Here is a 22,509-nt window from a genome sequence, read left to right as displayed (position 1 = left end):
ACCACAGCAACCTTTAACCCCGTCCCGTGAGGCGGAGAAGGGAGCAGCGGATGAATACGCGCACCGTCATGCACGATGCCGACATCGCCCGCGCTTTGACGCGCATCTCGCACGAGATCCTGGAGTCCAACAAGGGACCGGAAGGACTCGTCCTCCTCGGCATCCCGACCCGCGGCGTCACGCTCGCGAACAGGATCGGCCCGCTGGTCAGCGACTTCGGGGGAGCGCCCGTTCCGGTCGGCTCGCTCGACGTGACGATGTACCGCGACGATCTGCACCGCAACCCCACGCGGGCACCGCGCAAGACCGAGATCCCCGCGGGCGGCATCGACGGCAAGACCGTGGTGCTGGTCGACGACGTGCTGTTCTCGGGTCGCAGCATCCGCGCCGCCCTCGACGCCCTGCAGGACATCGGGCGCCCCGCCGCCGTGCGCCTCGCGACGCTCATCGACCGCGGCCACCGCGAGCTGCCGATCCGCCCCGACTTCGTGGGGAAGAACCTTCCCAGTTCCCGCGACGAGCGCGTCAACGTGCGCCTCGCCGAGATCGACGGCGTCGAGGAGGTGACGATCGAGTCATGAGGCACCTCCTCGACACCCAGCACCTCTCCCGCGCCGACGCCATCGAGATCCTCGACGTCGCCGAGGACATGGCCGAAACCCAGCGCCGCGAGGTCAAGAAGCTCCCGACGCTGCGCGGCAAGACCGTGGTCAACCTCTTCTTCGAGGACTCCACGCGCACGCGCATCTCGTTCGAAGCCGCAGCCAAGCGCCTCTCCGCCGACGTCATCAACTTCTCGGCGAAGGGCTCGAGCGTCAGCAAGGGCGAGTCGCTGCAGGACACCGCGCAGACCCTCCAGGCGATGGGGGCGGATGCCGTCGTCATCCGCCACGGAGCCTCCGGCGCCCCGCGCACCCTCGCCACCAGCGGCTGGATCACCGCGGGCGTCGTCAACGCGGGAGACGGGACGCACGAGCACCCGACGCAAGCGCTCCTCGACGCCTTCACGATCCGCAAGCGTCTGTTCGGCGACGACAGCCGCGGCCGCGGGCTCGACGGCATCCGGGTCACGATCGTCGGCGACGTGCTGCACTCGCGCGTCGCCCGGTCGAACGTCTGGCTGCTGCACACGCTCGGGGCGCACGTGACTCTGGTCGCCCCGCCGACCCTCGTTCCGCAGGACGTCAGCGGCTGGCCCATCGAGGTCGATTACGACCTCGATCACGCGATCGCGGCGGGACCCGACGCGCTGATGATGCTCCGCATCCAGCTCGAGCGCATGTCGGCCGCGTATTTCCCCACTGAACGGGAGTATTCACGCCGCTACGGCCTCGATGCGCGACGCCTGGCAGCCCTGCCGCCCGATAGCATTGTCATGCACCCCGGCCCCATGAACCGGGGTCTGGAGATCTCCGCCGAAGCCGCCGATTCGCCTCGCTCGACGGTGCTCGAGCAGGTCACGAACGGCGTCTCCGTGCGGATGGCCGTGCTTTACCTGCTGCTCGCGGGCGAACGGCCCCACACCGAGAAAGAGGACCCTCGATGAGCCACGCCACCCCCCAGACCCTTCTGGTTCGCGGCGCTCGCGTCGAGGGTCAGGATGCCACCGACCTCCTCGTCCACGACGGGGTCATCGCCGAGACGGGCACCGGCCTGTCGCATGCGCGCGCCACGGTCGTCGACGCCGACGGGCTCATCGCCCTGCCGGGCCTGGTCGACCTGCACGTGCACCTGCGCGAGCCCGGGTTCGAGGCATCCGAGACCGTCCTCACCGGATCCCGCGCCGCCGCGGCCGGCGGCTTCACCACCGTCTTCGCGATGCCCAACACCTCGCCGACCGCTGACACCGCCGGCGTGGTCGAGCAGGAGTTCGCGCTCGGAGAGGCCGCCGGGTACGTGCACGTGCAGCCGATCGGTGCCGTCACCGTCGGACAGAAGGGCGAGCGCCTCGCCGAGCTCGGCGCCATGGCCGACTCGCGCGCCCGGGTGCGCGTCTTCAGCGACGACGGTTTCTGCGTCTTCGACCCGCTCATCATGCGGCGAGCGCTCGAGTACGTGAAGGCGTTCGACGGCGTGATCGCCCAGCACGCGCAAGACCCGCGGCTCACCGAGGGCGCGCAGATGAACGAGGGCGCCGTTTCGGCCGAGCTGGGTCTCACCGGCTGGCCCGCGGTCGCCGAGGAGTCGATCATCGCCCGCGACGTGCTGCTGGCCGAGCACGTCGGCTCGCGCCTGCACGTCTGCCACCTGAGTACGGCGGGCTCGGTCGACATCATCCGCTGGGCCAAGAAGCGCGGCGTCAACGTCACCGCGGAGGTCACCCCGCACCACCTTCTGCTGACCGACGAGCTCGTGCGCGACTACGACGCCCGCTACAAGGTCAACCCGCCGCTGCGCCGCGAAGAAGACGTCCTGGCCGTGCGCGAGGGTCTCGCCGACGGCACGATCGACATCGTCGCGACCGATCACGCCCCGCACCCCGCCGAGGCGAAGGCGTGCGAGTGGGCCGCCGCCGCCAACGGGATGGTGGGGCTCGAGAGCGCTCTCCGGGTCGTGCAGCAGGCGATGGTCGACACGGGCCTGATCGGCTGGGGAGATGTCGCCCGGGTGATGTCGAAGGCCCCGGCGCGCATCGGTCGGCTCAATGGCCACGGCACACCCCTCGCCGTCGGACAGCCCGCGTCATTCACCCTGTACGACCCGCGCCCCTCGCGCGCGTTCTCGGTGACCGACCTTCGTGGTCGCAGCAAGAACTCCCCGTACCTCGGCAGGGAGCTGCCGGGAGAGGTGCGGTGGACCGTGCGTTCCGGCATCCCCACGGTTGCCGACGGCGCGCTGCTCGACGCGCCGGGGGCTCTCGCGTGAGCCGCGAGGGTGCTCTGCTCGTGATGGTCGGCGTGGCCGTCGTCCTGCTGGGTCTGCTGGCGTGGGCCTGGTGGCGACGAACGCGGCGCGATGCGCGCTATTCCGCCCCGGTGGGGGAGCTGCCCGCGGACGCCGTCGAGACGGCGGTGTTCCCGGGGCTCTACGTCGCCACGACCCGTCACGACGAGCCGCTCGAGCGTCTCGCGGTCAAGGGTCTCGGCTTCCGCTCCCGCGTCGACGTCACCGTCACGACGGCCGGCGTCGCCCTCGACCTCCCGGGCCAGCCTCGCATCGCGCTCACCCGCGACCGCCTGATCGACGCGAGCCAGGCCACCGTCGCCATCGACCGCGTGGTCGAGCGCGACGGCCTGACCCGCGTCGCCTGGCGCATCGACGCCTACACGGTCGTCGACACCTACCTCCGACCTCAGGATGCCTCGGCGAAAGCCCTCGCCGACGCCATCCGTCCGCTCATCACCACGACAGGAAGCGACGCATGACCGCCCTGATCCCTTCCGCGCGCCTGACGCGCGACCCGGCCGTCCTCGTGCTCGAAGACGGCACCCGTCACACCGGCCGCGCGTACGGTGCGCGCGGCGAGACTCTCGGCGAGGTCGTCTTCGCCACGGGCATGACCGGCTACCAGGAGACGATCACCGACCCCTCGTACGCGGGTCAGATCGTGCTGCAGACCGCCCCGCACATCGGCAACACCGGCGTGAACGACGAAGACCCCGAGTCGCGACGCATCTGGGTCGCCGGCTACGTCGTGCGCGACCCCTCACGCATGGTGTCGAACTGGCGCGCGAACCGCTCACTCGACGAGGCGCTCGTCGAAGACGGGATCGTCGGCATCTCGGGCATCGACACCCGCGCCGTGACCCGTCGGATCCGCTCCTCGGGCAGCATGCGCGGCGGCGTCTTCTCGGGCGAGGCCGCGAGCCTCGACGCCGAGGAGCAGCTGCGCCGCGTCCGCGAGGCCCCCGGGATGGCCGGCCGCAACCTGTCCGCCGAGGTCTCGGTGACCGAGGTCGAGGTGACCCCGGCCACGGCCGAGCGCATCGGCAACCTCGCTGTGCTCGACCTCGGAGTGAAGAAGTCCACGATCGACAATCTCGCCGCCCGTGGCTTCGACGTGCACGTCTTCCCACAGTCGGCGACGATCGACGAGATCCGCGCGATCGAGCCGGTCGCCGCGTTCTACTCGAACGGTCCGGGTGACCCCGCGGCATCCGATCAGCACGTCGAGCTGCTGCGCGAGGTCCTGAGCGACGGCCTGCCGTTCTTCGGCATCTGCTTCGGCAACCAGCTGCTCGGTCGCGCCCTCGGCTTCGGCACGTACAAGCTGCCGTTCGGACACCGCGGCATCAACCAGCCCGTGCTCGACAAGACCACCGGCCGCGTCGAGATCACGTCCCAAAACCACGGCTTCGCCGTCGACGCGCCCCTCGACCAGGTCGTCGACAGCCCGAACGGCTTCGGCCGCGTCGAGGTGAGCCACATCGGCCTCAACGACCAGGTCGTGGAGGGTCTGCGCGCTCTCGACATCCCCGCGTTCAGCGTGCAGTACCACCCCGAGGCAGCCTCGGGTCCGCACGACGCCAACTACCTGTTCGACCGCTTCCGCGAGATGGTTCTCGCCACCGTTCAGACCAACACGGAGACCACCAAGAATGCCTAAGCGCGACGACATCACCTCCGTCCTCGTCATCGGCTCCGGCCCGATCGTCATCGGTCAGGCCTGCGAGTTCGACTACTCCGGCACCCAGGCCTGCCGCGTCCTGCGCGAAGAGGGGGTGCGCGTCATCCTCGTGAACTCCAACCCGGCGACGATCATGACCGACCCCGACTTCGCAGACGCGACCTACATCGAGCCGATCACCCCCGAGGTGATCGAGTCGATCATCGCGAAAGAGAAGCCGGATGCCGTCCTCCCCACCCTCGGTGGTCAGACTGCGCTGAACGCGGCGATCCAGCTCCACAAGCGCGGCATCCTCGAGAAGTACGACGTCGAACTCATCGGCGCCGACTTCGACGCGATCAACCGCGGCGAGGACCGCCAGATCTTCAAGGAGCTCGTGATCGAGGCGGGCGCCGACGTCGCGGCATCCGTGATCTGCCACTCGATGGACGAGCTCCTCGCCGGCGCCGAGAAGCTCGGCTACCCGCTGGTCGTCCGCCCGTCCTTCACCATGGGCGGCCTCGGCTCGGGCTTCGCGTACGACGAGGAAGACCTCCGCCGCATCGGCGGCGCGGGCCTGCACGACTCGCCGACCAACGAGGTGCTGCTCGAGGAGTCGATCCTCGGGTGGAAGGAGTACGAGCTCGAGCTCATGCGCGACACCGCCGACAACACGGTCGTCGTCTGCTCGATCGAGAACGTCGACCCCGTCGGCGTGCACACCGGCGACTCGATCACGGTGGCGCCCGCGCTCACCCTGACCGACCGCGAGTACCAGCGCCTGCGCGACATCGGCATCGACATCATCCGCGCGGTGGGCGTCGACACCGGTGGCTGCAACATCCAGTTCGCCGTCGACCCCAAGACCGGTCGCATCATCGTCATCGAGATGAACCCGCGCGTCTCGCGCTCGTCGGCGCTGGCGTCGAAGGCCACGGGCTTCCCGATCGCCAAGATCGCGGCGAAGCTCGCGATCGGCTACCGGCTGGATGAGATCCCCAACGACATCACCAAGGTGACCCCGGCGAGCTTCGAGCCCACGCTCGACTACGTCGTGGTGAAGGTTCCGCGCTTCAACTTCGAGAAGTTCCCCGCCGCCGACACCACGCTCACCACGACCATGAAGTCGGTCGGCGAGGCCATGGCGATCGGCCGCAACTACACCACGGCCCTGCAGAAGGCGCTGCGGTCGCTCGAGAAGCGCGGGTCGAGCTTCCACTGGGGCGAGGAGTCGCGCTCGGTCGAGGAACTGCTCGAGATCGCGAAGACCCCGACCGACGGCCGCATCGTCGTGCTGCAGCAGGCGCTGCGCAAGGGCGCGACGCCCGAGCAGGCGTTCGACGCGACGGCGATCGACCCGTGGTTCATCGACCAAATGGTGCTGATCAACGAGGTCGCCGAGTTCATCGCGCAGGCCGACGAATTGGATGCCGACACCCTCCGCATCGCGAAGGAGCACGGTTTCAGCGACGCGCAGATCGCGCAGATCCGCGGGCTCGACGAGGCCGAGGTGCGTGAGACCCGCTACGCGCTCGACGTGCGCCCGGTCTACAAGACCGTCGACACGTGCGCGGGGGAGTTCCCGGCCCTGACGCCGTACCACTACTCGTCTTACGACGCCGAGACCGAGGTCACCCCCTCCGACCGCACGAAGGTCGTCATCATCGGCTCGGGCCCGAACCGCATCGGTCAGGGCGTCGAGTTCGACTACTCGTGCGTGCACGCCTCGTTCGCGCTGTCGGACGCCGGGTACGAGACCGTCATGGTGAACTGCAACCCCGAGACCGTGTCGACCGACTACGACACCAGCGACCGCCTCTACTTCGAGCCGCTGACGCTCGAGGACGTGCTCGAGGTGCTCCACGCCGAGTCGCAGTCCGGCACGATCCTCGGCGTCGTCTGCCAGCTCGGCGGTCAGACGCCGCTGGGCCTGGCGAAGGGTATCGAGGCCGCCGGCTACACGATCCTCGGCACGAGCCCCGAGGCGATCGACCTCGCCGAGGAGCGAGAGCTGTTCTCGCGCCTGCTCGACGAGGCCGGTCTCGTCGCCCCGCGCAACGGCACGGCGATCGACGTCGAGGGCGCCGTGCAGGTGGCCGAGGACATCGGCTACCCCGTGCTCGTGCGCCCCAGCTTCGTGCTCGGCGGACGCGGCATGGAGATCGTCTACTCGACCGAGGCGCTGCGCGACTACTTCGTGCGCGTCGCCGACCAGGCGATCATCGGCCCCGGCCTGCCGCTCCTTGTCGACCGCTTCCTCGACGACGCGATCGAGCTCGACGTCGACGCCCTCTTCGACGGCACCGACCTGTACATCGGCGGCGTCATGGAGCACCTCGAAGAGGCCGGCATCCACTCCGGTGACTCGTCCTGCACCCTGCCGCCGGTGTCACTCGGTCGCACCGAGGTCGACCGCGTCCGCGAGGCGACGCTCGCGATCGCGAAGGGCGTCGGCGTCCGCGGCCTGCTCAACGTGCAGTTCGCGATCTCGGCGGGCGTGCTTTACGTCATCGAGGCGAACCCCCGCGCGAGCCGCACGGTCCCGTTCGTGTCGAAGGCGCTCGGCATCCCGCTCGCGAAGGCCGCCAGCCGCATCATGGCCGGCAACACCATCGCCGAGCTGATCGCCGAGGGGCTGCTGCCCGAGCAGGATGGCTCCCGCGTCCCGCTGGACGCGCCGGTCGCCGTCAAGGAGGCCGTGCTGCCGTTCAAGCGGTTCCGCACCGCCGACGGTCGCACGGTCGACAGCGTGCTCGGGCCCGAGATGCGCTCGACCGGCGAGGTCATGGGCATCGACCGCGATTTCCCGACCGCGTTCGCGAAGAGCCAGGAAGCCGCGTACGGCGGGATGCCGACCTCGGGGACCGTGTTCATCTCGGTCGCCGATGCCGACAAGCGCGCCGTGATCCTGCCCGCCCACCGGCTGCAGGAACTCGGTTTCTCGCTCATGGCCACCGAGGGCACGGCCGAGATCCTCGCCCGTAACGGCATCCGGGTCCAGGTCGTGGAGAAGTACTCCGAGACGCAGGGGTCGGACCAGCAGAATGTCGTCGACCTCATCAACGCGGGGGAGATCGACATGATCGTCAACACCCCCAGCGGTGGTACGGCCCGCGCCGACGGATACGAGATCCGCGCGGCCGCCGTCGCCGCCGACAAGGCGCTGTTCACCACGATGGCCGTGCTCGGTGCCGCGGTGAGCGCTCTCGGTGCCATGAAGGACGGCTTCGGGGTGCGCAGTCTCCAGGAGTACGCGACCGACCGCGCGGGTCGCCTGTGAGCGAGTCGTTCGGTCAGCGGCTCAGCGCCGCACTGTCGACCCACGGCGCCCTGTGCGTCGGCATCGACCCCCACGCCGCGCTCCTGTCGGCGTGGGGGCTGGATGCCACGGCATCCGGTGCCCGTGAATTCGGCCTGCGGGTGGTCGAGGCCGCCCGCGGCCGGGTCGGGGTCGTGAAGCCGCAGGTGGCGTTCTACGAGCGCTACGGCTCTCGCGGGTTCGCCGCGCTCGAAGACGTGATGGCCGCCGCCCGTGACGCGGGCCTGCTGATCATCGCCGACGCCAAGCGCGGCGACATCGGCACGACCATGGAGGGCTACGCCCACGCGTGGCTCGAGCCCGGTTCTCCCCTCGAAGCGGATGCCGTGACCCTGTCGCCCTACATGGGTGCCGACTCGCTGCACGACACGCTGTCGTTGGCGATCCGCCACGGCAAGGGTGCGTTCGTCCTGACGGCGACGAGCAACCCCGAGGCACGCGCCCTCCAGAGCGCGATCGTCGACGACGCCCTCGCCGTGGGCGACCACGAACACGTCGCCGCGCGCGTCGCGCACGACGTGAACGAGGCGAACATCGGCGCACCCGGTGCCCTCGGTTCGATCGGCGTCGTGGTCGGAGCGACCGTCGACCGGACGGCCTTCGGCCTGGGCGACGTGGCACTGGCGGGGATGCCGATCCTCGCCCCCGGCTTCGGCGCACAGGGCGCTGAGCCGGCCGACCTGGGCCGGCTGTTCGGGTACGTCGCGTCGGCGGTCGTCGCGAACGAGAGCCGCAGCGTCATCGCGGTGGGACCTGATCGACTCGCCGCCCGCATCGAGGAGCGCGCCGCGCTATATCAGGGGGTGTCCCGTGGCTGAGTCCCGTCGTCCGCCCGAGGTGGATCGCGCCGCGGCCTCTCGCCGTGCGGTCGCCGCCCGTCGCGAGCGGGCAGCGCTCAAGCGCGACGTGTCGACACGCGTCATCAGCCCGCAGGAGCTGCTACGCCGCGGTCTCGAAGACCCGTCGTCGGCTGCGGGTGCGATGCGCGTGACAGAGTTCCTGACCGCGATCCCCGCGATCGGCGAGAACAAGCGCGACCGGATCCTCGATTCGCTCGGCATCTCTCCGGTCAAGCGCCTCGGCGGGCTGGGGTCGCGTCAGCGCGACGCGCTCCGGGACTACCTCGACAGCCGGTGGCCCGAGCCAGGCCCTCGCGCCGGCCGGAGTCGGTTGATCGTGCTGGCCGGTCCCACCGCCGTGGGCAAGGGAACCGTCGCGGCCTACATCAAAGACCACCATCCCGAGATCCACCTGTCCGTCTCGGCGACCACGCGGGCTCCGCGTCCCGGAGAGGTCGAGGGCGAGCACTACTACTTCGTCGACGACGCCGAGTTCGACCGTCTGGTCGCCACCGATGCGCTGCTCGAGTGGGCGACCGTCCACAACCGCCACCGCTACGGAACGCCGCGTGAGCCGATCGAGCGCGTGCTTGCGGCGGGCGGAACGGCCCTGCTCGAGATCGATCTGCAGGGGGCGCGTCAGGTGCGCGCCGCCGAACCGTCCGCGACGCTCGTCTTCCTTCTCCCGCCGAGCTGGGACGAACTCGTCCAGCGCCTCGTCGGACGAGGGACCGAGGATGCCGAGGAGCGGGCGCGGCGACTGCGCACGGCGCGCGTCGAGCTGGCGGCGCAGAACGAGTTCGACTACCGCGTCGTGAACGACGACGTCGCCCGCGCGGCCGCCGAGGTCGTGGCGCTCGCTGCGCCGCGGCGCTGACGCAACGTGCTCCCCAGTTTGGGGCGCGCTTTTTCGCTTGGGGCGCGGAATTCTGCGCCCCAAACCGATAATCCCGCCCCAAACGCCGCGCCGAACGCCGCCACCGCGCTCGCTTCGCGCGGTCTGCGCGGGCGTCGGATAGAATGACAGGATGCTTCGGCGCGTCGCGCGCCGCATCCACCCATCCCGCCGAACCAGGAGGTTCCCCATGGCCGGACGTAACCAGGGCATCATCGACCCGCCCATCGACGCGCTGCTCGACAAGGTTGACTCGAAGTACCAGCTCGTGATCTACGCATCCAAGCGGGCGCGTCAGATCAACGACTACTACTCCGACCTGCACGAGGGAAACCTCTTCGACAACGTCGGCCCCCTCGTCGACTCCACGGTCGAAGACAAGCCGCTCACCATCGCGCTGCACGAGATCCACGAAGACAAGCTGCGTCTGCGCGCTGCGGAGTAATCCACAGCAACAGCGCACACGTGATCTGTTCACAGATGTGACGATGCCCCGGGCGGCTCACCGCCGCCCGGGGCATACTTGTGCCCGTTCCCCCTCGCTCACCCCGCTCGCTCACCCCACGGAGTCGTCTTGACCGACCTGCGCCTGTTCACGTCCGAGTCCGTCACCGAAGGACACCCCGACAAGATCTGCGACCAGATCTCGGACAGCATCCTCGATGCGATCCTGACCGACGACCCGACGGGGCGCGTCGCGGTCGAGACGCTCGTCACCACGGGTCTCGTCCACGTCGCCGGAGAGGTGTCGACGAGCGCTTACGTCGAGATCCCGGCGATCGTGCGCGACGTGGTCACCCGCATCGGCTACACGTCGAGCGAAACGGGCTTCGACGGCGACTCGTGCGGCGTGTCCATTTCGATCGGGGCGCAGTCCTCCGACATCGCCGCGGGCGTCAACAAGGCCTTCGAGCAGCGTGAGCGCGGCTCGGTCGATCCTCGCGATCTCCAGGGCGCGGGCGACCAGGGCATCATGTTCGGCTTCGCGACCAACGAGACGCCGCAGCTCATGCCGATGGCGGCGTGGACCGCGCACCGCATCGCCGAGCGCCTGGCATCCGTCCGCAAGAACGGCACGCTGCCGTTCCTTCGCCCCGACGGCAAGACCCAGGTGACGCTCGGCTACGAGGGCCACACGCCGCGCACCGTCGACTCCGTCGTCCTCTCGACCCAGCACCACCCCGACATCTCGCAGGAAGACCTGCGGGCGCAGGTCCAGGCCGAGGTCATCGACCCGGTGCTCGCCGAGACGGGGCTCGAGCTGCCCGATGTGAAGTACTACATCAACCCGGCGGGTCCCTTCGTCATCGGCGGGCCCAAGGGCGACGCCGGGCTCACCGGGCGCAAGATCATCATCGACACCTACGGCGGCGCCTCCCGTCACGGCGGCGGCGCGTTCAGCGGCAAAGACCCGTCCAAGGTCGACCGTTCGGCCGCCTACGCCATGCGGTGGGTCGCGAAGAACGCCGTCGCGGCGGGGCTCGCCGACCGCCTCGAGGTGCAGATCGCCTACGCGATCGGCAAGGCCAACCCCGTGGGCCTCTACGTGGAGTCGTTCGGCACCGCTCACGTGGACGATGAGGTGATCGTCCGCGCGATCCGCGATGTGTTCGACCTGCGTCCGAAGGCGATCGTGGAGCAGCTCGACCTGCTCCGCCCGATCTACGCGCAGACGGCGACGTACGGCCACTTCGGCCGCGAGCTGCCCGACTTCACCTGGGAGCGCACAGACCGCGTCGACGAGCTGCGCGCCGCCGCCGGGCTCTGACCGTGCGGGCGGGCGGCGCGAGGTGGGGCGGGAGCCCCGCCTGGCGCGCGGCGCATCCCGGGGGAGCGACGTCAGCGGCGCCGAGAGGGTGCGCTCGTGAGTGAACGTCGCGTTGCACGCGTGCAGCTCGAGTCTCCCGTGCCGCAGCTCGACCGCCTCTTCGACTACGCGGTGCCACACCCCCTCGTGGCGGATATCGCCCCGGGAGTGCGGGTGAAGGTGCCGTTGCGCTCCGCGGGACGCATGATGGATGCCTTCGTCGTCGATGTCGTCGCGGACGACGGCACGGAGCGCCCGCTGTCGTCGGTCGAAACCGTCGTGTCACCGATGCCCGTGCTCCCGGAGCGGCTCTATACGCTCGCCCGGCGCGTCGCCGACCGCGCCGCAGGTTCGGTGAGCGACGTGCTGCGCCTCGCCGTGCCCAAGCGCATGGTCCGCGCCGAGAAGGCCTGGGCCGCTGCGCCACCACCCCAGACGCCCGAGGTCGTCCCCGCCGCGCGCGAGCGGTCCGCGGCCCTGATGAAGCCGTACCCCGGCCTCGCCGACGCCCTCGACGGCGGCGAGCGCCTCGCTCTCGACGCACCGCCCTACCCGCACCCCGAGCTCCCGCGCGGCGCCTGGGCCGATCTGCTCGCCGCAGCGGCGGTCCACACCCTGGCGCGGGGCAAGAGTGCCGTCCTCGTCGTACCCGACTACCGTGACCAGGCGCAGCTGCTCGCGGCGCTGAGCGAGCTGGTGACTCCGGATGCCATCGTCCGAGACGACGCGGATCAGTCCGGCCCCGCCCGCTACGCGCAGTACCTCCGCACCCTGGCGCCCGTGCCGTGCATCGTCGTGGGCCGTCGTTCCGGCGTCTACGCTCCGGCGCACGACACCGGCCTGGTGGCCATCTGGGACGACGGCGACTCCCTGCTGTCGGAGCCGCTCGCCCCCGGTGTCCATGCCCGCGACGCCGCTCTCGTCCGACAGGAGCTCGAGGGGTCGGCCCTCGTCTTCGCGGGCCACACCCGCACCACCGACGTCCAGCGTCTTGTCGACGTCGGGTACGTGCGCGAGATCGCTCCCTCTCGACGCGTCAGCCCGCGCGTGGTTCTGAGCGCCACGCGTGAGGGGGAGCAGCGTCAGGCGCGCGTGCCGTCGTCGGCGTTCGCGGCCGCGCGCGAGGCGTTGCAGAGCGGTCCGGTGCTCGTGCAGGTCGCACGGCCCGGATACGCCCCGTCCCTGGTGTGCGCGGACTGCCGTCGTCCCGCCCGCTGTCAACACTGTGCAGGGCCCCTGCGAGCCGCTCGGCCCGGTGCCGTCCCGGTCTGCGCGTGGTGCGGGCGCAGCGCGCATGCCTGGACGTGCGGGCACTGCCGCTCGACCAAACTGCGCATGGCGTCCTCCGGCAGCGAGCGCACCGCCGACGAACTGGGGCGCGCGTTCCCGAACACCCGCGTGATCATCGCCGACGGCGCCCACCCCGTCGCCGAGGTCGACGGCCATCCCGCCCTGGTCATCGCCACCCGCGGAGCCGAACCGATCGCCCGCGGAGGCTATCGCGCCGTCATCCTGCTCGACGGCGACCGCATGCTCCAGAACGAAGCCCTTCGCATCGGCGAGAGCTGCCTCCGCTGGTGGTCGAACGCCGCAGCTCTGGCCGCACCGGGGGCACCGGTCCATCTGGTCGGGGTGGCCGGCCCGGTCGCTCGCGCATTGGCGACGTGGACGCAGCCCGCGTACGCCCGCGCCGAGCTTGCGGACCGGGTACCGCTGCGGATGCCTCCCGCCGTCCGTGTCGCGAGCGTCGACGGACACGCCCGCAACGTCGACACCCTTCTGTCGTCGCTGCGCGAAACGGTGCCCGACCTCGACCCACTCGCGATCCTGGGTCCAGTGGACACATCCGAATCGCCCGACGTGTCGACCTCTCGCGCGCTGGTGCGTTTCGACTACGCGCACGGCAAGGCTGTGGCCGAGGCGTTACGCGCCGGCGTCATCGCCGACGCCCTCCGCGCTCGTACCTCCCGCAAAGATCGCGGACCGAAGCAGCGCAGTACGCTCAGAGTTCGTCTCGACATCCCCGAGCCCGACCTCTGAGCGGCGTGCGACCCCGTCCGTCCGCTCCCGAGAGTCTGAGGAGACCCATGCGCCTCGTCTTCGCCGGCACCCCCGCCGTCGCCGTTCCCTCACTGCGAGCCCTGGCATCCGGCCCGCACGAGATCGCGGCCGTCGTCACCCGCGGCGACGCCCCCCTCGGACGCAAACGCGTGTTGACACCGTCACCCGTCGCGCAGGCGGCCGTCGACCTCGGCCTCCCCGTCATCAAGGCCGACCGCCTCGACGCCGAGACGACCGAGCGCATCACCGCGCTCGAGCCGGACCTGGGAGTGATCGTCGCGTACGGCGGGCTCGTGCGGGAGCCCCTGCTGACGACCCCGACGAACGGGTGGATCAACCTGCACTTCTCGCTCCTTCCGCGGTGGCGAGGGGCCGCGCCGGTGCAGCGCGCTCTCATCGCGGGCGACACGGTGACCGGCGCCAGCGTGTTCCAGCTCGTGGCCGCCCTCGACGCCGGCGATGTCTTCGCCGAGGAGCGCTACGAGATCCCCGGCGACGCGACGGCGGCCGAGGTGCTCGACGACCTCGCCGGAATCGGCGCTCCGCTCCTCGCCCGGGTGGTCGACGCCATCGCCGGCGGCACGGCCGTCAGCGCACCGCAACAGGGCGAGCCGACCCTCGCCCCCAAGCTCACGCTCGAGGATGGTGCGCTCGATTTCACACAGGATGCCGATGTCCTCCTGCATCGGATCGCCGGGGTCACGCCCGAGCCGGGCGCGCACACCACCCTCGACGGCGCGCGCTTCAAAGTGCTGCGCGCCGTGAGCACCGATGAGCCGCCCCTTCCGCCCGGCCGGGTCACGGCATCCGGCAAGAACGTGATCGTCGGAACCGGATCCCGCCCGCTCCGCCTTGTCACCGTCCAGCCGGCGGGTAAGGGGGCGATGGCGGCGGGCGACTGGTTCCGCGGTCTGCGGACGAGCGAGCCGGTGCTGGGCGCATGAGCGTGCAGGGAGCGCGCGCCGTCGCGTACGAGGTTCTCCGGGCGGTCTCGGGTGACGAGGCGTACGCCAACCTGTTGCTGCCGCACGCGATCGTGCGGGCGAACCTGGATGCCAAGGACGCGGGCCTCGCGACCGAACTGACCTATGGCACCCTCCGGCGCCGGGGGACGTACGACGCGATCATCGCCCTCGCCGCCGACCGCAGCGTCGAACGCATCGATCCCGCCGTGCTCGACGCCCTGCGCCTCGGCGTACACCAGCTGCTGTCGACCCGTGTCGCCTCGCACGCCGCCGTGAACGAGTCGGTCGAACTGGCGCGTCGTCACGGGGGAGGGAAGGGCGCCGCCGGCTTCGCCAACGCCGTGCTGCGGCGCGTCTCGCGCGATACCCCGGGCGAGTGGATGGACCGCATCGCCGCGGCCGCGCGCAGCGACGACGAGCGCATCGGCGTCACCACCTCGCACCCGGTCTGGATCGTCCGGGCCCTGCGCCGCGCGCTCACGGCCGAGGGTCGTGCCGACGAGCTCGCCGAGCTGCTCGATGCCGACAATGTCGCTCCGCGGGTGGCGATGGTCGCCCTCCCCGGTCTCGCTGAGGCCCCCGACGACGCCACGGCCGCGCGCTTCGCCCCGACCGCGTTCACGACGCACGGCGGGGGAGACCCCGAGGGTCTCATCCGCGCGAGCGAGGGACGGATCCGCGTGCAGGACGAGGGGTCCCAGCTCGCCGCGCTCGCCCTGAGCCGGGCGCTGCCGGTGCGGGACGGCGAACGCTGGCTCGACCTCTGCGCGGGCCCCGGCGGGAAGACCGCCCTGCTCGCGGCGGAGGCCCTCGCGCACGGGGCGCAGCTCGATGCGAACGAGATCGCGCCCGCGCGGGCCGGACTGGTGCGGCAGGCCGTGGCATCCGTTCCCCTCGACGTGCCGGTCAGCGAGGAAGACGGACGGCAGCGCGCCGCGCGGAGTCCCGAGCAGTACGACCGCATCCTCGTCGACGCGCCGTGCACGGGCATCGGTGCGCTCCGACGTCGGCCGGAGGCGCGGTGGCGCAAGGTCCCGTCCGACGTCCCCGACCTGACCGCGCTGCAGCAGGAGCTCGTCCTGGCCGCGTTCGAGGCGCTCAAACCCGGCGGCGTCGTGGCGTACGTGACGTGCTCGCCCCACCTCGCCGAGACCTCGGGCGTTCTCGCCGAGGTCAAGCGCACCCTCGGGGACGCTGTTGAAGAACTCGACGCCCGGGCCGTCGTGCGTTCGGTGGCGCTGCACGAGATCGACCTCCCCGACCAGGCGGACGGCTCGCTCCGCGCGCAGCTGTGGCCTCACCGGCACGGAACGGACGCGATGTCGATCGCGCTCCTCCGCAAGCGTTGACATCATCTCCGGGCGGCGCACGCACATAATGGTCGGGTGCCTACCGACGCCCCGCGCATCAATCCGAGCATCCTGGCCGCCGACTTCGTGAACATGGAGGCCGAGCTCGCGCGCATCGCGGGCGCCGACTTCGTGCACGTCGACGTGATGGACAACCACTTCGTGCCGAACCTCACGTTCGGGCCGCAGATGGTGGGGCGCATCCAGGAGACGAGCCCGGTCCCGCTCGACGTGCACCTCATGATCGACGACCCCGATCGGTGGGCGCCCGCGTACGCCGAGCTGGGGGCAGCATCGGTGACGTTCCACCTCGAGGCCGCGGCATCCCCGATCGCCCTCGCCCGCCAGCTGCGGTCGATCGGCGCGCGGGCGGGTGTGGCTGTGAAGCCCGGCACTCCCGTCGAGAACCTGTTCGACTCGCTGAACGAGTTCGACCAGATCCTCGTCATGACCGTCGAGCCCGGGTTCGGCGGCCAGTCGTTCATGCCCGAGACCATGCCGAAGCTGCGTGCCCTCGCCGACGAGGCGAAGCGCCGCGGATCGAGCGTGTGGCTTCAGGTCGACGGCGGCATCGGCGAGTCGACGATCGCCCAGGCCGCCGAGGCGGGCGCCGACACGTTCGTCGCGGGATCCGCCGTCTTCGGCGCCGACGACCCCGACCGGGCGATCGAGTCGCTCCGCGCCGCGGCGGCGCGCCACCGCCACTGACGCGCGCCACCGCCCAGTGAGGCGAGCCAGCCCCCACTGACGCGCGCCACCGCCACTCACGCGCGCCACCGCCGCTGAGGCGCGCCACCCGCCCATAAACGCAATCCACACGCAGAAACACGCTCTCCTCGCGTTTCTGTGCGCAGACAGCGTTTATGCGCGCCCGCGGCAGCCTCGCGCCATCGCGAGCGCACCCGCGCCTCTGCCCGTCGAAGGCACGCGAACGGATGCCGCGACCCCGGCGAACCGCCCGCGGACGGCCCCACCCCCGCCGACCCGATACCCTGGAAGCGTGAAGACCTTCGACGACCTGTTCGCGGAACTCAGCGCCAAGGCCGTCGAGCGACCCGAGGGGTCGGGAACGGTCGCGCAGCTCGACGCCGGCGTGCACGCCATCGGCAAGAAGATCGTCGAAGAGGCCGCCGAGGTGTGGATGGCCGCCGAGTACGAGTCCGACGCCGCCGCGGCCGAAGAGATCTCGCAGCTGCTCTACCACCTGCAGACGCTCATGCTCGCGAAGGGCCTGACGCTCGAGGACGTCTACCGACATCTCTGAGCCGCTCTCGCCTCCCACACGCTCACGAACCACGAAAGCCCCCGTCATGCTGCGAATCGCCGTGCCGAACAAGGGGTCGCTCGCCGAGACCGCCGCCGAGATGCTCTCGGAGGCCGGATACACCGGACGACGCGACTCGAAAGACCTCTACACCGTCGACCCCGTCAACGAGGTCGAGTTCTTCTACCTCCGCCCCCGCGACATCGCGACCTACGTCGGCTCCGGCGCGCTCGACGTCGGCATCACGGGTCGCGACCTGCTGCTCGATGCCCGCATGCCCGGCGCCCGCGAGGTCGAATCGCTCGGCTTCGCCGGCTCCACCTTCCGCTTCGCGGGCCGCCCCGGCCGCTTCACCGACGTCCAGGACCTCGAGGGCCTCCGCGTCGCGACCGCCTACCCGGGCCTCGTCGACGCGTTCCTCGACGAGCGCGGTATCGCGGTCGACATCGTGCCCCTCGACGGTGCGGTCGAATCCGCCGTCCAGCTCGGAGTGGCGGATGCCGTCGCCGACGTCGTCTCGACCGGCACGACGCTGCGTCAGGCGGGGCTCGAGATCTTCGGGCCGGTGCTCCTCGAGAGCGACGCCGTGCTCATCTCCGGACCGAACGATGCCGAGGGCACCGAGACACTGCTGCGGCGCTTGCGCGGGGTGCTCGCCGCGCGCAAGTACGTGCTCGTCGACTACGACCTGCCCGCGAACCTCGTCGACCAGGCCATCGCCGTGGCCCCGGGTCTGGAGTCCCCGACGATCTCGCCGCTGCGCGACCCCGAGTGGGTGGCCGTCCGCGTGATGAGCCCGCGCCGCGACGTCAACCGCGTCATGGACGAGCTGTACGCGATCGGGGCGCGCGCGATCCTCGTCACCGAGATCCTCGCCGCGAGGCTCTGATGACCCTCGCGCGCCGCGTCATCCCGTGCCTCGACGTCGCGGGAGGCCGCGTCGTGAAGGGCGTGAACTTCCTCGATCTGCGCGACATGGGCGACCCGGTCGAGCTCGCGAAGCTCTACTTCGACCAGGGCGCCGACGAGGTCACGTTTCTCGACGTCACCGCGACGGTCGACGAGCGCTCGACCACCTACGACGTGGTCCGTCGCACCGCCGAGCAGGTCTTCATCCCGCTGACGGTCGGCGGGGGAGTGCGCTCGGCCGACGACGTGGCCCGGCTTCTCGCCGTCGGAGCCGACAAGATCGGCGTCAACTCCGCCGCGATCGCGCGTCCCGCGCTGATCGATGAGATCGCCGACCGCTTCGGCGCGCAGGTCATCGTGCTGTCGCTCGACGTCAAGCGCGCGGCATCCACACCCTCGGGCTTCGTCGTGACCACGCACGGTGGCCGCACCGAGACGACCCTCGACGCCCTCGACTGGGCCCGCGAGGCCGTCGAGCGCGGTGCCGGAGAGCTGCTCGTCAACTCCATCGACGCCGACGGCACGAAGCAGGGCTTCGATCTCGAGCTCGTGCGTCTCATGCGCCAGATCGCGGCGGTCCCGGTGATCGCCTCCGGCGGCGCGGGCGCCCTGGAGCACTTCGCCCCGGCGGTGCAAGCCGGTGCCGACGCCGTGCTCGCGGCATCCGTGTTCCACTCCGGCCAGCTCACCGTCGGACAGGTGAAAGACGCCATGGCCGCCGAAGGAATCGAGGTGCGCCGATGAGCGTCGACCGTGTCACCTACAACGCCGACGGCCTGGTTCCCGCCGTCATCCAGCAGTTCGACTCGCGCGAGGTGCTGATGATGGGGTGGATGGATGCCGAGGCCCTGAACCGCACGCTCACCACCGGCCGTGTGACCTTCTGGTCGCGCTCGCGTCAGGAGTACTGGCGCAAGGGCGATACGTCCGGTCACATCCAGATCGTCAAAGGTGCGAGGCTGGACTGCGACGGCGACACCCTGCTGATCGAGGTCGACCAGATCGGTGCGGCGTGTCACACCGGCGACCACACCTGCTTCGACGCCGACGACCTGCACCCGGTCGTGGGGGAGCGCTGATGCGGCGTCCCCGCTCGCTCGCCGTCGTCGCGATGCTCCTCGCCGGGGCGATCGGCGTCATCGGATCGACCCAGACCTGGATCGACGTCACCCTCGACGACGGCGCGCAGCAGACCCTCGCCGTGCCGGGCTCGGACGCCCTCCCCGTCCTGACGCCCTTGAGCCTGGCCGCGCTGGCGCTCGGTGCCGCGTTGTCGATCGCAGGCCCCGTCGTGCGGTACGTCTTCGGCGCGATCGGCCTCGCGATCGCCGCGCTGACAGGTCTCGGCGCCGCGCAGATCGTCTTCGCGACACCCGTGTCCGCCGCCGCGGCAACAGTGACCGACGCCACGGGGATCTCGGGAGTGGATGCCGTCGGCGACCTCGTCGCGGGACTGTCGCTGACCCCCTGGCCCGTCGTCACACTGGTGGCCCAGATCCTGCTCGCCGCCGCCGCGGTCTTCACCCTCGTGACCGCGCGTCGGTGGGGGTCGAACGCGGGCCGGAAGTACCGCACGACCGGCGACTCCGCGGCGGAAGCCTCGCGCCCGCACGACGCCATCGACTCCTGGGACGACCTGTCGCGCGGGGATGACCCGACGGCCTGACATTCCCGGCCTGAGTGTTGGTTCCGCACTTGCTGTGATTCTGCTGGACGCGATAGCTTTGCGCTAGGGATCCCGGCCGGTGCGTTTCGCGGCCTGATCCCCGGGCGGGGGCGCTACCCGAGCGCGGACCCGCCATCTGGGGGAGTCAGCATGCGCGCGCGCCGTTATCCGCACGTCCACCTGCGTACGCGAGGCGCACGCAACAGTCTCCGCACCGCCGCCGCGATGCTCATCGCCGTCGCGCTCAGCGTGGGGAGCGTGCCCGCAGCCTGGGCTGACCCGACGCCGTCGCCGACGTCGATCGCACGCACGAGTGCCGCGGCCTTCACCGTGACACCGAAGCCCACCTTCACCGGCTCGATGACGGTGGGCTCGAAGCTGACCGCGGTCACGGGAACGTGGAAGCCCACGCCGGACTCGTTCGCGTACCAGTGGCGACGCAACGGAACGCTGATCGCCGGCGCGACCGCCCCGACATACAAACTGACCGCCCAAGATGCGGGCACGAAGATCACCGTCACGGCCGTCGGGATCAAGACCGGATACACCAGCACCTCGGTCACGAGCGACGCCAAAACGGCCACGACGGCCTCATTCAGCACAGCGCCCGCACCGACCATCACCGGGAAGGCCGCAATCGGCTCGACTCTGACCGGCGCGACCGGGACGTGGACGCCGACGCCCGGCACCTTCGCCTATCAGTGGAAGCGGGGCGGGGCAGCGATCTCGGGAGCGACCGCGACGACGTACCGCGTGGTCGCCGCGGATGCGGGAGCATCGATCACCCTGACCGTGACGGCGTCGGCTCCCGGGTACACGACGACGGCTCGGACCAGTTCGGCTGTCGCGATTCCCGCACGCGCATTCACGACGACTCCCGTTCCGACGTACAGCGGCAAGATGACCGTCGGATCGACTCTCACGGCGTCGCCGGGCACGTGGGCACCGGTGCCCGACTCCCTGACGTACCAGTGGAGCCGCGACGGCGCGGCGATCACGGGCGCGACATCCCAGACCTATACGATCACGCCCGCCGACAGCGGCAAGAAGATCACGGTCACCGTGACGGCCCGCAAAGCCGGCTACACCCCGGCATCCCAGACCAGCGCCGCGCAGACCTCGGCTCCGGCTCCCTTCACCAGCGCTCCCTCCCCCTCGATCACCGGCACGGCGAGCGTGGGGTCGACCGTTCGGGCCGTGACCGGCACGTGGGCACCCGTGCCCGCGACATTCGCCTACCAGTGGAGGCGCAACGGAACGGCGATCGCCGGAGCGACCGCATCCACGTATCGGGTGGGGACAGCGGATGCCGGGACCCGGCTGAGTGTCAGCGTGACGGCGTCAGCTCCGGGATACGTGACGACGACCCGCGTCAGCTCGTCTACTTCGGTGCCGACGTTGACGTTCGCAACCGTTCCTGTTCCGACGTTCTCAGGCACACCGACTGTCGATTCCGTGCTCACCGCTTCCACGGGGTCGTGGGCACCCACGCCCGACTCGTATGCGTTCCAGTGGAACCGTGGCGGTACGCCGATCGCCGGCGCGACAGCGTCGACATACAAGGTCGTTGCAGCCGACGTGAGCTCCGCGATCACCGTCACCGTGACAGGACGCAAAACGGGTTACGCCGCTGCCTCCGCAACGAGCACCGCGGCGACGATGGGTGCGGCCTCCTTCACGAGCGCCCCGACACCCGCGGTGACGGGCTTGGCCCGCGTAGGGGGGACTCTGTTCGGCGTCGTGGGGACGTGGGGTCCGCAGCCGAGCAAGCTGACGTACCAATGGACGCGTAATGGCGTCGCAATCCCGGGCGCGACGTCGACCGCCTATCTCGTGACCGCGGAGGACCGCGGCGCCCAGCTGCGCTTCACGGTCACGGGGTCGAAGGCCGGTTACACGACCGTGAAACGGGTGAGCTCCACCCAAGTGGTTCCCGGTGTCTTCTCCTCCGTACCGGCACCGCGCATCTCCGGCACGGTCGAGATCGGCAAGACCGTGACCGCGTCGACGGGAACATGGGCCCCAGCCCCCGACTCCTTCAGCTACCAGTGGAAGCGCAACGGCGCAGCGATCATTGGCGCGACATCGAAGACCTACGCGATCACGCAGGCAGACGCGGGAGCCAAACTCACCGTCACGGTCACCGGCATGAAGGCGAACTACGCTTCGACGAGCAAGACCAGCGCCGAGAAGCTCGTCCCGTCGACGGTGATCGTGCGCGTGACGAGCGACATCGTCGCGGACACGACCTGGGCCCCGACATTCCCGACGGTGTACGTCGTCTCGAAGGATGTCTCGGTGGCTCCCGGTTCGACACTCACGGTCGCGGCGGGGACGGTCGTGAAGTTCTCGGAGAACACGACGCTCACAGTTGAGGGTTCGTTGGTGGCAAGTGGCACAGCGGCGGCTCAGGTGATATTCACCTCCCTCGCTGATGACAGCATCGGCGGCGACACCAATAGGGACGGCAATGCCACCACCCCCGAAGCCGGCGACTGGAACGGCATCTACGTCGGGCAGAAGTCACGCATCGCCTTCGATTGGGCCATGGTGACGTACGCCAGCTACGGCGTCTCGGCCGGGGAAGCCGCAGCCGCGAGCGTGACCTCATCGACGATCGATGGCGGAGTCTCCGCTTCCCAGATCGGTGGGCCTGTGACCGTGATCGGCACCACCGTCCGCGACGGCTCCATAACCATCGACCGCCCCGACGGCTCCGCCTCCGCGTTCGCCGTCACCGTGGCCGGCAACACCGTCCAACGCGGAAAGATCCACGTCACCTCCGACAACAACAGCGCCGCCGCACCCGCCATCAAAGTCACAGGCAACAGCATCAGCGGGTTCACCCCCTACTACGGGGCCGACAATCGATACGAGTTCCCGTTCGAG

General features: G+C 70.4%; 19 protein-coding genes and 1 pseudogene. All 20 read left to right on the top strand.

The features are described from left to right. The first annotated feature begins 50 nt into the window (after positions 1 to 50). Positions 51 to 581 carry a bifunctional pyr operon transcriptional regulator/uracil phosphoribosyltransferase PyrR gene (gene pyrR / locus AB0O24_RS14675; protein ID WP_363375859.1) on the top strand — a complete coding sequence of 177 codons (531 nt, stop codon included), beginning with the start codon at positions 51 to 53 and terminating at the stop codon, positions 579 to 581. Next, positions 578 to 1,546 carry an aspartate carbamoyltransferase catalytic subunit gene (locus AB0O24_RS14670; protein WP_363375856.1) on the top strand — a complete coding sequence of 323 codons (969 nt, stop codon included), beginning with the start codon at positions 578 to 580 and terminating at the stop codon, positions 1,544 to 1,546. Before pyrR ends, AB0O24_RS14670 begins: the two co-directional genes overlap by 4 nt. Beyond that, positions 1,543 to 2,865: a dihydroorotase gene (locus tag AB0O24_RS14665; RefSeq protein WP_363375854.1), complete on the top strand. Its 1,323-nt coding sequence runs from the start codon at positions 1,543 to 1,545 to the stop codon at positions 2,863 to 2,865. Before AB0O24_RS14670 ends, AB0O24_RS14665 begins: the two co-directional genes overlap by 4 nt. Next, positions 2,862 to 3,365 (top strand): hypothetical protein, encoded by a 504-nt coding sequence (locus AB0O24_RS14660; RefSeq protein WP_363375851.1) that lies wholly within the window; start codon positions 2,862 to 2,864, stop codon positions 3,363 to 3,365. The genes AB0O24_RS14665 and AB0O24_RS14660 overlap by 4 nt, the downstream gene beginning before the upstream one ends. Beyond that, a complete protein-coding gene (gene carA / locus AB0O24_RS14655; RefSeq protein ID WP_363375849.1) occupies positions 3,362 to 4,546 on the top strand; it encodes a glutamine-hydrolyzing carbamoyl-phosphate synthase small subunit in 1,185 nt (394 codons plus the stop codon). The genes AB0O24_RS14660 and carA overlap by 4 nt, the downstream gene beginning before the upstream one ends. Further along, positions 4,539 to 7,826 carry a carbamoyl-phosphate synthase large subunit gene (gene carB / locus AB0O24_RS14650; RefSeq protein ID WP_363375847.1) on the top strand — a complete coding sequence of 1,096 codons (3,288 nt, stop codon included), beginning with the start codon at positions 4,539 to 4,541 and terminating at the stop codon, positions 7,824 to 7,826. Before carA ends, carB begins: the two co-directional genes overlap by 8 nt. Then, positions 7,823 to 8,683: an orotidine-5'-phosphate decarboxylase gene (gene pyrF / locus AB0O24_RS14645; protein ID WP_275801079.1), complete on the top strand. Its 861-nt coding sequence runs from the start codon at positions 7,823 to 7,825 to the stop codon at positions 8,681 to 8,683. The genes carB and pyrF overlap by 4 nt, the downstream gene beginning before the upstream one ends. Then, positions 8,676 to 9,581: a guanylate kinase gene (gmk, locus tag AB0O24_RS14640; RefSeq protein WP_275801078.1), complete on the top strand. Its 906-nt coding sequence runs from the start codon at positions 8,676 to 8,678 to the stop codon at positions 9,579 to 9,581. The genes pyrF and gmk overlap by 8 nt, the downstream gene beginning before the upstream one ends. A gap of 208 nt (positions 9,582 to 9,789) precedes the next feature. Further along, positions 9,790 to 10,044 (top strand): DNA-directed RNA polymerase subunit omega, encoded by a 255-nt coding sequence (gene rpoZ, locus AB0O24_RS14635; RefSeq protein ID WP_013586629.1) that lies wholly within the window; start codon positions 9,790 to 9,792, stop codon positions 10,042 to 10,044. 129 nt (positions 10,045 to 10,173) lie between these two features. Beyond that, positions 10,174 to 11,367 carry a methionine adenosyltransferase gene (gene metK / locus AB0O24_RS14630; protein WP_363375844.1) on the top strand — a complete coding sequence of 398 codons (1,194 nt, stop codon included), beginning with the start codon at positions 10,174 to 10,176 and terminating at the stop codon, positions 11,365 to 11,367. Between the two features lie 96 nt (positions 11,368 to 11,463). Then, positions 11,464 to 13,446 carry a primosomal protein N' gene (locus AB0O24_RS14625; RefSeq protein ID WP_275799568.1) on the top strand — a complete coding sequence of 661 codons (1,983 nt, stop codon included), beginning with the start codon at positions 11,464 to 11,466 and terminating at the stop codon, positions 13,444 to 13,446. Positions 13,447 to 13,493: 47 nt separating this feature from the next. Next, positions 13,494 to 14,411 (top strand): methionyl-tRNA formyltransferase, encoded by a 918-nt coding sequence (fmt, locus tag AB0O24_RS14620; protein ID WP_275799570.1) that lies wholly within the window; start codon positions 13,494 to 13,496, stop codon positions 14,409 to 14,411. After that, positions 14,408 to 15,781: a transcription antitermination factor NusB gene (locus tag AB0O24_RS14615; protein ID WP_275799572.1), complete on the top strand. Its 1,374-nt coding sequence runs from the start codon at positions 14,408 to 14,410 to the stop codon at positions 15,779 to 15,781. The genes fmt and AB0O24_RS14615 overlap by 4 nt, the downstream gene beginning before the upstream one ends. Before the next feature lie 36 nt (positions 15,782 to 15,817). Continuing rightward, on the top strand, positions 15,818 to 16,489 hold the full coding sequence (gene rpe / locus AB0O24_RS14610) for a ribulose-phosphate 3-epimerase (RefSeq protein WP_275799574.1): 672 nt from the start codon (positions 15,818 to 15,820) through the stop codon (positions 16,487 to 16,489). 292 nt (positions 16,490 to 16,781) lie between these two features. Beyond that, positions 16,782 to 17,045 (top strand): phosphoribosyl-ATP diphosphatase, encoded by a 264-nt coding sequence (locus tag AB0O24_RS14605; protein ID WP_043361677.1) that lies wholly within the window; start codon positions 16,782 to 16,784, stop codon positions 17,043 to 17,045. A gap of 46 nt (positions 17,046 to 17,091) precedes the next feature. Further along, entirely contained in the window at positions 17,092 to 17,934 is an 843-nt protein-coding gene (gene hisG / locus AB0O24_RS14600) for an ATP phosphoribosyltransferase (RefSeq protein ID WP_307386472.1), read from the top strand. After that, positions 17,934 to 18,698 carry an imidazole glycerol phosphate synthase subunit HisF gene (gene hisF, locus AB0O24_RS14595; RefSeq protein ID WP_275799580.1) on the top strand — a complete coding sequence of 255 codons (765 nt, stop codon included), beginning with the start codon at positions 17,934 to 17,936 and terminating at the stop codon, positions 18,696 to 18,698. The genes hisG and hisF overlap by 1 nt, the downstream gene beginning before the upstream one ends. Then, positions 18,695 to 19,033 carry a phosphoribosyl-AMP cyclohydrolase gene (hisI, locus tag AB0O24_RS14590; protein ID WP_363375840.1) on the top strand — a complete coding sequence of 113 codons (339 nt, stop codon included), beginning with the start codon at positions 18,695 to 18,697 and terminating at the stop codon, positions 19,031 to 19,033. Before hisF ends, hisI begins: the two co-directional genes overlap by 4 nt. After that, positions 19,033 to 19,620, top strand: a complete 588-nt coding sequence (locus AB0O24_RS14585; RefSeq protein WP_363375837.1) for a Trp biosynthesis-associated membrane protein — start codon at positions 19,033 to 19,035, stop codon at positions 19,618 to 19,620. The genes hisI and AB0O24_RS14585 overlap by 1 nt, the downstream gene beginning before the upstream one ends. Positions 19,621 to 19,770: 150 nt before the next feature. After that, positions 19,771 to 22,509 (top strand): annotated as a pseudogene (locus AB0O24_RS14580) (hypothetical protein); the annotation flags it as partial.

The sequence above is a fragment of the Microbacterium sp. NPDC086615 genome (assembly GCF_040686055.1).
Classification (GTDB): domain Bacteria; phylum Actinomycetota; class Actinomycetes; order Actinomycetales; family Microbacteriaceae; genus Microbacterium.
Note: the sequence above shows the minus strand (reverse complement) of the source record. Positions and strands in the feature narration are given on the sequence as shown.